At 50.8% G+C, this 14,106-nt stretch carries 11 protein-coding genes and 1 rRNA gene; all 12 read left to right on the top strand.

Features of this window, described 5'->3' with window-relative positions:
* Positions 1-4: 4 nt before the first annotated feature.
* The gene (locus FYJ45_RS20960) at positions 5-856 is read left to right on the top strand and encodes a carbohydrate ABC transporter permease (RefSeq protein ID WP_021634866.1); all 852 of its coding nucleotides are present in this window, start codon (positions 5-7) and stop codon (positions 854-856) included.
* A gap of 202 nt (positions 857-1,058) precedes the next feature.
* A complete protein-coding gene (locus FYJ45_RS20955; protein WP_154467090.1) occupies positions 1,059-1,892 on the top strand; it encodes an alpha/beta hydrolase in 834 nt (277 codons plus the stop codon).
* A 125-nt stretch (positions 1,893-2,017) separates the two neighbouring features.
* The gene (locus tag FYJ45_RS20950) at positions 2,018-4,015 is read left to right on the top strand and encodes a beta-galactosidase (RefSeq protein WP_154467089.1); all 1,998 of its coding nucleotides are present in this window, start codon (positions 2,018-2,020) and stop codon (positions 4,013-4,015) included.
* An 813-nt stretch (positions 4,016-4,828) separates the two neighbouring features.
* Entirely contained in the window at positions 4,829-5,902 is a 1,074-nt protein-coding gene (locus FYJ45_RS20945; protein ID WP_021634807.1) for a 6-phosphofructokinase, read from the top strand.
* A 21-nt stretch (positions 5,903-5,923) separates the two neighbouring features.
* A complete protein-coding gene (dnaX, locus tag FYJ45_RS20940; RefSeq protein WP_154467088.1) occupies positions 5,924-7,513 on the top strand; it encodes a DNA polymerase III subunit gamma/tau in 1,590 nt (529 codons plus the stop codon).
* 157 nt (positions 7,514-7,670) lie between these two features.
* Positions 7,671-8,018: a YbaB/EbfC family nucleoid-associated protein gene (locus FYJ45_RS20935; RefSeq protein ID WP_154467087.1), complete on the top strand. Its 348-nt coding sequence runs from the start codon at positions 7,671-7,673 to the stop codon at positions 8,016-8,018.
* Positions 8,018-8,614 carry a recombination mediator RecR gene (gene recR / locus FYJ45_RS20930; protein ID WP_025487694.1) on the top strand — a complete coding sequence of 199 codons (597 nt, stop codon included), beginning with the start codon at positions 8,018-8,020 and terminating at the stop codon, positions 8,612-8,614. The genes FYJ45_RS20935 and recR overlap by 1 nt, the downstream gene beginning before the upstream one ends.
* 50 nt (positions 8,615-8,664) lie before the next feature.
* Entirely contained in the window at positions 8,665-9,705 is a 1,041-nt protein-coding gene (locus tag FYJ45_RS20925; RefSeq protein ID WP_154467086.1) for an aldose epimerase family protein, read from the top strand.
* A gap of 211 nt (positions 9,706-9,916) precedes the next feature.
* Entirely contained in the window at positions 9,917-11,746 is a 1,830-nt protein-coding gene (locus tag FYJ45_RS20920; RefSeq protein WP_154467085.1) for a LysM peptidoglycan-binding domain-containing protein, read from the top strand.
* A 121-nt stretch (positions 11,747-11,867) separates the two neighbouring features.
* Entirely contained in the window at positions 11,868-13,070 is a 1,203-nt protein-coding gene (locus tag FYJ45_RS20915; protein ID WP_154467084.1) for a DUF5711 family protein, read from the top strand.
* A gap of 10 nt (positions 13,071-13,080) precedes the next feature.
* Complete coding sequence (locus tag FYJ45_RS20910) at positions 13,081-13,563, top strand: CvpA family protein (RefSeq protein WP_102286815.1); 483 nt, start codon at positions 13,081-13,083, stop codon at positions 13,561-13,563.
* Positions 13,564-13,994: 431 nt separating this feature from the next.
* A 16S ribosomal RNA gene (locus FYJ45_RS20905) occupies positions 13,995-14,106 on the top strand; the annotation flags it as partial.

The following is a 14,106-nucleotide window of genomic DNA, read 5'->3' as shown; positions in this document are numbered from 1 at the left end:
TGGCATGGCAAAATCAAAAGACGGACAGAACAAAAAGAAAATGAAAATCAGCACCGTCCTGATTTTTTTCTTCTGTTCTATTGTCGCATTTACAATGTTAGTTCCCTTTGTGTGGATGGTCAGCGCTTCCTTTAAGCTGAATTCGGAGATTTTCTCCTATCCCGTAAAATGGATTCCCGAGGTATTCCGTACCCTCAATTATGAAAAGGTATGGCAGAGCATTCCTTTCCTGCAATATTTCCTGAACACGCTGAAGCTGGCGGTCATTATCACACTGCTCCAGCTGTTCACCTGCTCCCTGGCGGCATTTGCATTCACCAAACTGCATTTCCCCGGCAGAGACAAGATATTCGTGGCTTACCTGGCAACCATGATGGTTCCCTGGCATGCAATCATGATTCCGCAGTTCATCGTGGTAAAGGCTTTCGGCATGTACAATACCCACCTTTCCCTCATCGTCCTGCAGGCCTTCAGCGCCTTTGGCGTATTCCTTCTGCGCCAGAACATGCTGAGCATTCCCGACAGCCTTCATGAGGCGGCCAAAATTGACGGCTGCTCCACCTTCGGCATCTACCGTAAAATCATTCTTCCCCTGTCCCAGAACGGCCTGGCTACCCTTACGGTACTCACCTTCAACAGCGTATGGAACGACTACATGGGCCCCATGATCTATCTGGACAGCGACAGGCTGAAAACCATCCAGCTGGGACTGGCAAGCTTCCAGCAGCAGTTCTCCGCAGACTACGGCGCCATCATGGCGGGTACGGTATGCTCCGTCATCCCGATTATCATCGTCTACTGCATCGGCCAGAAGTATATCGTGGAAGGCGTTGCCTTTGCCGGAGTAAAAGGCTGATTTCCCGTAACAGCTCAGGACGACGGACCTCCTGGGCCTTTATGGTTTCCCCGGAAAGCCGGAACCGGCTCACACAAAGATCCCTCCGGCGGACCGCATTCAAAGGTTGACTGTAATCACAGGATATTGTATAACGAAAATGGACCCGCGCTTAGCGTGAGTCCGATTATTATTCTGAAAAACACGCCAGACAGGAGCACACATGAAAACAGTAGAAATTCATCCCATTCAGGATTCCCAGGCCCTTCTTGTGGGCTGGCTGCATCCTTATTATGAAGAAATGGCGCACAGGAAAAAACGCCCCTGCGCCGTAATCTGCCCCGGCGGAGCTTATAAATACTGCTCCGACAGAGAGGCCGATCCCATTGCTGAAGCCTATTTCGCCAAAGGCTTCCAGGTATTTATCCTCTACTACAGCACCACAGGCAGGGAACTGGAACGCCCAGCCACCGGCCTGCGTCCTCTGGGCGAGCTGTCCGAAAGTGTGGTACATATCCGTGAAAACAGCGCCCTTTACGGCGTGGATCCGGAAAAAATGGCAGTCATCGGCTTTTCCGCAGGGGCCCATCTGGCGGGGAGCCTGGGCGTCCACTGGAACAGTGAAAAACTGCGGGAATTTTATCCTTCAGAGCCTGGGAAAAACCGCCCCGACGCCATGGTCCTCAGCTATCCCGTGATTTCCGCCCGGCCGGAAGCACATCCCGAATGGCATGACAGCTTCAGCGCCCTGCTGGGACCGGACCGCACTCCGGAGGAGGAAGCCTTTTTCTCCCTGGAAGAACAGGTCAATGAAGAAACGGTGCCGGCCTTCTGCTGGCATACTATGGATGACGACTGTGTCTGCGTAGCCAACACCATGCGCTTTGTTAAAAGCCTCTACGAACACGGCATCCCTGCGGAATGCCACCTGTTTGAACACGGCCACCACGGCCTGTCCATGTGCACTGAAGAGGTGGGAGACGATTACCCCCACGTGGCCCACTGGTTCGAAATGAGCTGCGAATGGCTGAACACCCGTTTTCACTGGAACCCCTAAAAATACAGAACCGGAAAGAAAAGCAGGAAAGACCCCCGGCTCTGTAACAGTACGGTTATCCGTACTGCAACAATTTTTCACAATAAATTGCCTGTGCGCGATTCTGTGTGCAGAAGGGAGAAAATATGGCAAAAAAAATGTTATACGGCGGAGACTATAATCCCGAGCAATGGGAGGAATCCGTATGGGAAGAAGATATGCGCATGTTCCATCTGGCAGGGATAGACTGCGTAACACTGAACGTATTCAGCTGGGCGGCCCTGCAGCCTGACGAGGTAACCTACCATTTTGAACGCCTGGACAAAATAATGGACCTGGTGCGCAGGAATCACCTGAAGGTAGTCCTTGCCACCTCCACCGCCGCCCACCCCGCCTGGATGGCAAAAAAATACCCGGAGGTGCTGCGCACGGAATTCAACGGCATGAAACGTAAATTCGGCAGCCGCCACAATTCCTGCCCCAACAGCCCCGTCTATCAGAAATATTCAAGGGCGCTGGCCGAAAAGCTGGCTGAAAGATACGGAAAATATGACAATATCGTAGCCTGGCACATCTCCAACGAATACGGCGGAGAATGCTACTGCGAAAACTGTGAAAAAGCCTTCCGCGTATGGCTGAAGGAAAAATACGGCACCATAGAAGAAGTCAACCGCGCCTGGAACACCAGCTTCTGGGGCCATACCTTCTACGACTGGGATGAAATCGTGGCGCCCAACCTGCAAAGCGAACATTTTGCGGAAAACCGCACCACCTTCCAGGGGATTTCCCTGGACTACCGCCGTTTTAACTCCGATTCCATGCTGAATAATTACCGCGCGGAATACGAGGCTGTAAAAGCCGTAACCCCCAACATCCCGGTCACCACCAACCTCATGGGCTTTTATAAACCCCTGGATTACCAGAAATGGGCGAAATATCTGGACTTTGCCTCCTGGGACAACTATCCCGACACTGTGGATACCAACGCGGCTGTGGCCATGCGACACGACCTCATCCGTGGCCTGAAGCAGGGAGCCCCCTTTGTTCTCATGGAACAGACGCCCAGCGTAACCAACTGGCATCCCTATAACCTCCTCAAACGCCCCGGCGTCATGCGCCTTTTAAGCTACCAGGCAGTAGCGCACGGTGCGGATGCGGTCATGTTTTTCCAGATGAGAAGAAGCATCGGCGCCTGTGAAAAATTCCACGGCGCAGTCATCGACCATGTAGGCAACGAAAATACCCGCGTCTTCCGTGAGATCAGCCAGCTTGGCCATGAACTGGAAGCCCTGGGCGACCTCACCCTTGACTCCAGGACACCCTCCCGGGCTGCGATCATGGTGGACTGGGATAACTGGTGGGCTCTGGAATACTCCGCCGGCCCCAGCTGCGAACTGAAATACATGGACGAAATTCTCCTCTACTATACAGCCCTCTACGAAAAAAACGTGCCCGCAGACATCATTTCCACAGAAGACGACCTGTCACAATACAGCGTAGTTATCGCCCCCGTCCTCTATATGACGAAACCCGGCACAGATGAAAAAATCCGCAGCTTTGTCAGGGAAGGCGGCACCTTTGTCACCACCTTCTTCAGCGGCATCGTAGACGAACACGATCTGGTTATCACCGGCGGCTATCCCGGAAAACTGCGCGACATCCTGGGTATTTGGGTAGAAGAAACAGACGCCCTCCCCTCCTATATGAAGAACAGCTTCACCTGGAACGGAAAAACCCACGAAGCCGGAATTATCTGCGACATCATGCACATGGAAACAGCGCAGCCCCTCGCCGTTTACGACAGCGACTTCTACGCAGGGACCCCCGTGCTCTCCGCCAACGCCTACGGAAAAGGACACGCCTACTACGTAGCCACCCGATCCGACAAAGACTTTTATGCAGATTTCCTGCAGCACATACTGGACGAACAGAAGATCACCCCCGTATACCCACCCTGTGAAGGCGTGGAAATCACAGAAAGGGACAAAGACGGAAAAAGATTCCTCTTCTTCCTCAACCACAACGACTTTCCCGTCTCCCTCCCCCTGGAAACCGATGGCACAAGCCTCCTGGAAAACCGCTCCTGCAAAGCCGGAACCACCCTCCAACTCCCCCCCAAAGGCGCCGCCATCTACCAATGCTGACATCCCTCCGATTATAAATGTCATAAAATTTATAACTCTACATTCCTTTCACAGTTACTGCCAGAATCCATCCCAATCGCTTTACAGGATGGATTCCGGCACACCTAAATCACTTCCCTGAACTCAACACACGAAATACGCTGACCTTTCCGATCTGAAACCAACATTCCCCCATCATCCTTCCTCAACACTCCCCGAATTACTTCACTTCCGCCCTAAAAAACCTTACGCTGCCTCCAGGGTTCAAGGGAGTTGTGTCAGGGGGCGGCCTGGGGGTGAGGGGGAGGGGAGGTGCTGTTTTTTGCAGGCGGGCGGCGGTATGGGCAGGGGGGAACCGGGGGCGGGGGGACGGCAGGGATGGTTAGGGATACTTAAGAAGTTTTGGAGCAGTTTCTTAAAGCGTCTGAAGGAAGCTTAATCTACAATACGGCAGCTGTCTGAGGAGCGCCAGCGACGAGTTCCTGCCGTATCAAGATCGCCCAAGCTTCCTTCAGACACTTTTAGAAACTGCCCAAAACTGAATAGTATCCCAAACCACCCTGCCGTCCCCCCGCCCCCGGTTCCCCCCTGCCCATACCGCCGCCCGCCTGCAAAAAACAGCACCTCCCCTCCCCCTCACCCCCAGGCCGCCCCCTGACACAACTCCCTTGAACCCCTCCCCCCCCGGAAAAAAACGATGTACATCCCTTTGGAAATATTATATAATTTTAGATATATTGGTGTATTTCCCGATTGGCGGGAGACACTGCATACAGAACGGTTTTCTCACAGAGAAGGGAATCGGGATGGCAAAAATAAAGGAGGGTTCTATCCATGAAGAGAATTGGAATGTTAACCAGCGGCGGGGATTGCCAGGCTTTGAATGCGGCCATGCGGGGCGTTGCCAAAACTTTGTTCAATGCGAAGGAAGACGTGGAGATTTATGGCTTCCTTGACGGCTATAAAGGCCTGATTTACGGAAAGTTCCGCATGCTTACCGGTTCTGATTTTTCCGGCATCCTGACAAAGGGCGGCACCATCCTGGGAAGCAGCCGCATGCCGTTCAAGCTGATGCGGGAACCGGATGAAAACGGCCTGAACAAGGTGGAAGCCATGAAACAGAACTACCATAAGCTCCAGCTGGACTGCCTGGTTATCCTGGGCGGAAACGGGACCCATAAAACAGCCAACCTGCTCAAAGAGGAAGGCCTGAACATCATCACCCTCCCCAAGACGATAGACAACGACCTCTGGGGCACAGATATGACCTTCGGCTTCCAGAGCGCGGTCAATATAGCCACGGAGGCAATTGACAACATCCATACCACGGCAGCCTCCCACGGAAGAGTATTCATTATAGAGGTGATGGGCCATAAGGTGGGCTTCCTTACGCTGAATGCGGGCATGGCAGGCGGCGCTGACGTCATCCTGATACCGGAGATCCCCTATGACATCAATAAAGTGATTGACGCAATCAAAGAGCGCCATGACAGAGGCAGCCGCTTTACCATCCTGGCGGTGGCAGAAGGCGCCATTTCCAAGGAAGATGCCAAGCTCTCCAAGAAAGAATACAAGAAAAAACTGGAGAATTACACCTATCCTTCAGTTTCCTATGAGATTGCGGACCAGATTGCCAAGAAGAGCGGAATGGAGGTCCGTGTCACTGTACCCGGACATACCCAGAGAGGCGGCACCCCGTGCCCGTATGACAGAGTTTTTGCCAGCAGGCTCGGTTCAGAGGCAGGCAAACTGATTCTGAAAGGAGAATACGGCTTCATGGTTGGCTATAAAAACCGTGAAATTGTAAAAGTCCCTCTGGAAGAAGTAGCCGGCAAGCTGAAGATGGTGGATCCCGGTTCATCCATTGTAAAGGAAGCCAAGATGCTGGGAATCAGCTTCGGAGATTAAGAATGGAAGATGAGGTAAAAAATGTCTTACACAGCTCTTTACCGTAAATTTCGCCCGGAACGCTTTGAGGACGTGAAGGGCCAGGACCACATTGTCACGACACTGAGGAACCAGATAGAGGCGGACCGCATCGGACATGCCTATCTGTTCTGCGGGACAAGAGGAACAGGAAAGACAACCATAGCAAAAATTTTCGCGAAAGCCGTCAACTGTGAACACCCGGTTGACGGCTCTCCCTGCGGTGAGTGCCGGAGCTGCCGCGCCATTGCGGCGGCAGCCAGCATGAATGTGATCGAAATCGACGCCGCCTCCAACAACGGCGTGGACAACATCCGCGAAATTGTGGATGAGGTTTCCTATTCACCGGCAGAAGGACGGTTCAAGGTTTATATCATCGACGAAGTGCATATGCTTTCCATAGGGGCCTTCAACGCCCTGCTCAAAACGCTGGAGGAACCGCCCTCCTATGTTATTTTTATCCTTGCAACCACAGAAGTGCATAAAATCCCGGTGACCATCCTTTCCCGGTGCCAGCGCTACGATTTTAAACGAATAACCATCGATACCATCACCGGCCGGCTGCGGGAGCTGATGGTCCAGGAACAGCAGCAGGTGGAAGAAAAAGCGCTCCGCTACGTGGCAAAGGCTGCGGACGGTTCCATGCGTGACGCCCTGAGCCTTCTGGATCAGTGCATCGCCTTCCATTATGGGAAGGAACTCACCTATGACATGGTTCTGGATGTGCTGGGCGCGGTGGATACCGAGGTCTTCAGCCGCCTTCTGCGCGCCGTCCTGGACAGAAGCGTTACTGACTGTATCGGCATCCTGGAAGAAATCGTCATGCAGGGAAGGGAGCTTACCCAGTTTGTGTCCGATTTTGCATGGTATCTCAGGAACCTGCTTCTTATCAAAACTTCGGATGAAGGCGCGATTGAAGATGTCATTGACGTATCCAGTGATAATCTGGTACGCTTAAAAGAAGAGGCCGAAATGGCGCAACCCGATGCAATTATGCGCTACATCAGGGAGCTGTCGGAGCTTTCCGGACGTATCCGCTACGCCGGACAGAAGCGCATTCTGATAGAAATGGCGCTGATCAAACTGTGCCGCCCGCAGATGGAGGTCAGCCAGGACTCCCTTCTTGACCGGCTGCGCGCGGTGGAACAGCAGCTGGAAAAAGGCATTGTCATGCAGGCCCCGGCCGGAACCCAGGCCGCAGGAGGCACTGCCGCAAACGCCCCTTCCGGAGCCGCGCAGTCATCCCTTACCAGGGCAGAACTGCCCAAGGCCATACCTGAGGATGTCTCCAAAATAGTGGCCAACTGGCCCACCCTGGTGGGTCAGACCGCTATGCCCATGAAGCTCTATCTGAAAAAAGCAAAACTCAGCCTTGGGGGCGATAACCGGCTGATGCTGGTAGTGGAGGATGGCCTGGCTTCCGATTACTTCCTCAAGCAGGAAGGCAACAAACAGGAGCTGGAGAAGCTTCTTTCTGAATTTTCGCAAAAGCAGATAGAGGTCAGTATCACAGCCTCCCGTTCCGACAGGGACTTTGAGGATTCCTACGTGGATCTCACACAGATCATCCACATGGAAATAGAAGAAGAGTAACAGCCCGGCTGTCTGAACCGTTATAATAAAGAGCAGAAGATGAAACAGCTTAAGCAGGCCATTGACAGAAAGCCTGCAATGCGGTACAAATAATACAATTAATGCAACTGCAGGTACTGAACAGTTACCAACCAGGCAGAAATAAGGAGGATTTATTATGGCAAAAAGAGGCGGATTTCCCGGAGGCGGAATGCCCGGAAACATGAATAACCTGATGAAGCAGGCACAGAGAATGCAGCGTCAGATGGAGGAAAGCCAGAAAGAACTGGAAACCAAGGAATTTACGGCGAAAGCAGGCGGCGGGGCGGTAGAGGTTACCGTAACCGGAAAGAAGGAGGTTACCAGGGTAAAGCTTACAGAGGAAGTAGTTGATCCCGACGATATCGAAATGCTTGAAGACCTGGTGGTTGCCGCAGTAAATGAAGCCATACGCATGGCCGAGGAAGCCAATGCGGAGGTAATGAATAAAATGACCGGCGGTCTGGGCGGAGGCTTTCCCTTCTGATGGATCTTTACAGCGGATACATTAATAAATTAATTGATGAACTGGCAGGCCTTCCCGGCATTGGCAGCAAATCTGCGCAGCGCCTTGCCTTCCATATAATCAACATGCCGAAGGCCAAGGTGGAAAAGCTGGCCAGAACCATGACGGAGGCCAAGGAGCATGTCCGCTACTGTGAGGAATGCTATACGCTGACCGACTCCGAAAAATGCCCTATCTGCGCCAATGACCGCAGAGATCATTCCGTTATCATGGTGGTGGAAAATACCAGAGACCTTGCAGCTTATGAAAAGACGGGAAAATATGAGGGCGTATACCATGTCCTGCACGGCGCCATTTCCCCCATGCTCGGCATCGGGCCAAACGATATCAAGCTCAAGGAACTGATGCACCGGCTTACAGGCGATGTAAAAGAAGTGATCATCGCCACCAACTCCAGCTTGGAGGGGGAAACAACTGCCATGTATATAGGGAAGCTGATCAAACCAACCGGAGTCAAGGTGACAAGAATTGCCAGCGGCGTTCCGGTCGGCGGTGACCTGGAATATATAGACGAGGTGACTCTGCTGCGTGCGCTGGAAGGCAGAGTGGAAATGTAGAAAACATATGTGCGTGTTAGCGTGCCCGGGCACGCGGAAGGGAGCGAGAAATGGGAGTACAAAAGGAACTTTTCGGTTCTACTAAAGATGGGAAAGAGGTATACATCTATACCCTTACAAACAGCAGAGGGATGAAGGCCAGAGTGATGAGCTACGGCGCAATCCTTGTGGATTTAATCGTACCGGATAAAAACGGCCATTCAGCGGATGTGGTTCTGGGCTACGACAAGCTGTCTGATTATTTTGTGAACGGATGCTTTTTCGGCTCGGTAATCGGCCCGAATGCAAACAGAATTGCCAATGCAAAATTCAACCTGGACGGCGTGGAATATCATTTGGACCCCAATGACGGCGTGAACAACCTGCACAGCCATAAAGAGTTGGGCAGCCATAAGAGAGTATGGGATGCCTGCGAAGTGGAAAGCGGCGTTGTTTTTTCTCTGGATATGCCTGACGGAGACATGGGCTTCCCCGGAAACAAGAAGCTGCAGGTTACATATACCGTAAATGAAGAAAACGAACTGAAGCTGGAATATCACGGAATCAGTGATAAAAACACAATTTTCAACATGACCAACCATTCCTATTTTAACCTGGACGGTCATGATGCAGGCGATATTTCCAATCATCTGGTAACACTGCACTCCAAATACTTTACTGAAATTCTTCCCGGAGCCATCCCCACCGGAAAACTGCTTCCTGTAGAAGGCACACCCATGGATTTCAACGCCCCCAAGAAAATCGGAGCCGATATTGACAAAGAATGGGAACAGCTGGAGCTTGTAGGCGGCTATGACCATAACTGGTGCCTGGATAACTATGACGGAAACGTAAGACTTGTTGCTGAGGCTTCCAATCCGTCCGGCAGCAGGACTATGAAGGTTTTCACAGATTTGCCCGGCGTACAGTTCTATACCAGCAACGGCATGGCGGAACAGACCGGCAAGGGCGGAGCTAACTACGGAAACCGCACAGCCTTCTGCCTGGAAACACAGTTCTATCCTGACACGGCCAACGAACCCGATTTCCCGTCCGCCGTATTCGGACCGGACAAGGAATACAACACCGTTACCATTTTCCGTTTTGAATAAACTGCCTGTTCCCCTTATATTAGGAAACAAGCGGCATATAATGTAGAAAAAGCCAGGCCACATACGGCAGGAACCGGGCTGATTTCCTGAAAAAAGGAACAGCCCTGTCTCCTGCCGTTTTTTGTCGGAAAGAATGTTGCCAACGCCGCGTATTCCGCCAAAATATGCGTCCTTTCTCTGCTATATTGAAAGAAAAAAAGGCGGTGGCAGTATGCAGATACCTAAAAATGTAGTGCAGGCAGGCGGCGTGGACTCCTGTCACAAAATATACATAGAAGACTACGTACATACTTATTTGTCCCAATGCCGGGATACAGGCAGAACGGCGGATTTCTGCCTCTATGGCAAAACAGAGAAGGAAGGGGATGTCCGTTACTATTTTATTTATGGTGCGGCCAAGGAAGGCCCCGGATGGGAGATCACAGCGAGACGATATTTTGCAAAACAGAGCAGAATCGGTGAGGCGACCTATGATGATAAAGAAGCCTGGCTTTTTTTTGAAGACGGCTATGCAGCCCCTCTGGAAGGCTACTTTATTTTTTATGAACAAAATGAGGACATGCAGTCTTACCTGATTGCGGTACATCAGAACCAGCCGGGAGAAACCGTGCAGGAGGTAGTGCCCCGGGCGTCCTCCCGAAGCTTTGAACGAAAAACAAGAGGCGGACAGGCCAGAGATAATATCATGGGGAAAAGAGCGGGAGACAGTCCCGAGGGCATACCGGAAACCGAACCCTCCGCACAGGAACCCAGAAGAATCCTGCGCATGCCCAGAAGCTACGACATAGATTCCCCGGAAAAACGGGAAGACAGCGAAAAAATGATGCAGGCTGCCGAAGCACCGGACCTGGGCAGACCGGATTCCAGAGCTTATGAAAGAAAACCGTCCTCCGGCAGACGTTCATTGTTTGGTAACCCGGCCAGCGGATATCCGGGCGGCAAAAGTACAGACGCCAAAAGCACAGAAAGCAGATATCAGGATGGCCAAAATGCCGGCAACAGCTATTCATATGGCAGAAATGCAGCCAGCCAAACTACAGACGGCAGAAAACCGGCCGGCAGGAAGTCAGGCAGCAGTTCCTCCATTTTAAGCCGGGCGGCAGGACTGCTGATTCTCCTGGTTCTCTGTGGAATCGGCGTTACCTCCATTAACCGTTATAATGATATGAAAGAAGCCGGAAATCTCTTCGCAGACGCCGCCCATCAGCCGGAAACCGAAACCTCGGAATATGCATTGGCTGACAGCGCGCTGCAAATCGAAGAAAAACAGGCTTCCCTTCCCGGCAGTGACAATCCGGTGCAGCCCCCCAATACCGATGCTTCCGCCCAGGCGTCCGCCAATGCGTCAGCATCCGCCGCAGATGCCAGCCCGTCTGACGCAGCAGTATCGGTAACGGATCCCTCGTCCATAGACCCGGCTGCAATAACCCAGTCTGGTTCACCTCAGACAGATATAACCCAAACTGGTTCGTCTAAGGCAGATGCATCTCAGACGGGTTCGCCTCAGACAGATATAACCCAGGCTGGTTCGTCTCAGACAGATACATCCCAAACTGGTACATCCCGGACAGGCACATCCCAGACGGCTTCCGGTCAGGCCGATACAAAACAAACAGGTGAGGCACAGCAGACGGACTCCCTTCCAGCCATGTCCTCCTCTGTCAGCAGCGTCGGACAGGATGGACAGGCTGCAGCTGATACATCATCCATGAATAATACTTCCGTTGCAGACAACACATCCGGAAAAAATGCTCAGGCTGGACAACAGGCCCAGGCAGAGCAGACACCATCCCCAAATAAAGAGCAGGCCCCCGATGAAAATAAGGATGCTGCGCAGCCTGCATCGGACATCACCTCCGAAGCCGTGGCCGCCTCCGCACCGGTTCCCTCCAGCTATACCGTAAAATCCGGCGACAATCTTGCCAATATCTGCCGGCATTTTTACGGCAATCTCGATAAAATGGATGAAATATGCGAACTGAACTCCATCTCCGATCCGAACCGCCTGGCTGCCGGCCAAAAAATTATACTTCCTAAATGAAAATTTATGGTATAATCCCAGTAGGGCAGAGCAAGGTGAGAAAAAAGCCGCGTGATTTTGCATCAACGAGGCTTTTTTTAATCGGATCGGCCATAATAAAAGATTAGATTTGAGGATTCCCATGCCAAATGTACGTAATTATCTGCGTAAAAAAGCAGAGCGTAAAGAAAAAAAACCGAATACGCATAATTTTGGCGATCTGATCCTGAAGCACAGAATGGCAATCATAACCAGAACACTGCTGGTGCTTCTTCTGTGTGCAGGACTGGGAGCGACAATATATGTTCAGTTAAAAAACCAGGTATTCAGCAGCTATATAACCCTGTCCTCCATAGAAAAACAGCAGTATGACAGCGCTGCCTGCCTCAGCTATGTCAATGGCTTTCTTACCTACAGCAAGGATGGTATCAGTTACACCGACACCAAAGGAAATGCCCTTTGGAATCAGACCTATGAAATGCAGAATCCTATGGTAAGAGTGGCAGGAACGAGGGTAGCCGTTGCAGACTACAATGGCCATATCATACATAACATAGATCAGGCCGGAAATTCCGTGGAAATAGACACCAATCTTCCCATCAGGGAATTTGCGATATCTGAAAACGGTATGGTGGCGGCAGTCCTGGAGGATACTAATATTACCTGGATTTATCTCTACAACTCCCAGGGCGATAAAGTAGCCTATGTAAAAACAACCATGCAGAAAAGCGGCTATCCCGCCGCCCTGGCCCTTTCACCGGATGGCAAGCTTATGGCGGTTTCCTATATCGCGGTAGAAAACGGATCCACTAAAAGCAGCGTTGCCTTTTATAATTTCAGCTCTGTAGGACAGAACTTTGTGGACAACTTTGCCAGCGGCGCTGATTATGTGGATGCTGTGATTCCTTATATTACTTTCCTGAGCAGCGACACGGCATTCGCCGTTGCTGATAACCGCCTTGTCATTTACAGCGGCGACCAGCGGCCCAAAAGCTCCGCGGATGTTTTCCTTGATGGCGAAATCCAGAGCGTATTCTACAGCGGAAGCTATATCGGACTCGTTTTCCTGGATACCACAGGCCAGGGAAAATACCGTCTGGATGTTTACAATACATCAGGGACGGTAGTAACCTCCCAATACTTTGATATTGAATATAAGGATATTATTCTCTACAAGGACAGTATCATTATATATAATGAAACACAGTGTATGATTGCCAACCTGCATGGACTGGTACGCTTCCATGGCGAATTTGAGAATCCCCTGCTTCTGTTTTCTCCTGTCAGCGCCAAGAAGTATCTCGCCGTGTCCAAGGACAGCATTGACATCATTGAAATGAAATAGGAGTATACAAATGAATATCAACCTACTGCTGATCATTCTCATAGCGCTTGGCATCTGGCGCGCTGTCAGAGGATTTAAAACAGGACTGGCGGAGGAAGTTAACCGCCTTGTTTCCCTGGTGGTAGCCCTGTTTGTCCTGGCGCTGGCCATTATGGCCATATCCAGCTTTATGGATCACAATAACCAAAATGGGATCATTGCCATCATACTGATTCTTATTACAGGAATTGTGTTCCATCTGCTCAGCATTGTCCTGCGTTCCCTGAAAACCATAGCAGGCCTTCCCATCATAAACCTGTTCAACAGCCTTCTGGGGATTGCCGCCGGCCTGATGGAAGTAGTAGTCGCCCTGTGGATTACCTACATTATTATACAGAGTTTTCCCACGGGAAGCTTCGGCGAGCAGATAATGAAATGGACAAATGAAAATGAATGGCTTCTCCGGTTGTATGATTCCAACTATATCGCGGGCTGGATATCTGCTTTAAAGTAGATATCCAGCTCTTTTAACACAATATATAGAACGCACTACCACAATATATTGGGCTTTTTAAAATATTCCAAAAACTTGTAAAAAAATTGAAAAAAGCTGTTGACATCTTATGATACATGATGCTAAAATAAGACTCACCGCGAACAACGGTGCAACAACAACTTGAAAGAAACAAAAAAAGTTGAAAAAAGTGCTTGACAGTCCAAACGACATGTGATAAGATGTCAACTGTTGCGGCTGAGAAAGCAACACACAGAACCTTGACAAATAAACAGTAATGCAACCCTGAAAATTCTAAAAAAGAAAATTCAGAGAACAAGTTTTAAAGCTTCGGAAGAAGACCTTTAAGACACCCAAAACAGTAAGAAACGCTTGGAAACAAGCAACGGTTAAACATTAGCTAGAGTTAATCTTAGCTGGGTTAAACACTTAAACAAGAGAGTTTGATCCTGGCTCAGGATGAACGCTGGCGGCGTGCCTAACACATGCAAGTCGAACGGAGTTATGCAGAGGAAGTTTTCGGATGGAATCGGCGTAACTTAG

It is taken from the genome of Eisenbergiella porci, assembly GCF_009696275.1.
Taxonomy (GTDB): domain Bacteria; phylum Bacillota; class Clostridia; order Lachnospirales; family Lachnospiraceae; genus Eisenbergiella; species Eisenbergiella porci.
Note: the sequence above shows the minus strand (reverse complement) of the source record. Positions and strands in the feature narration are given on the sequence as shown.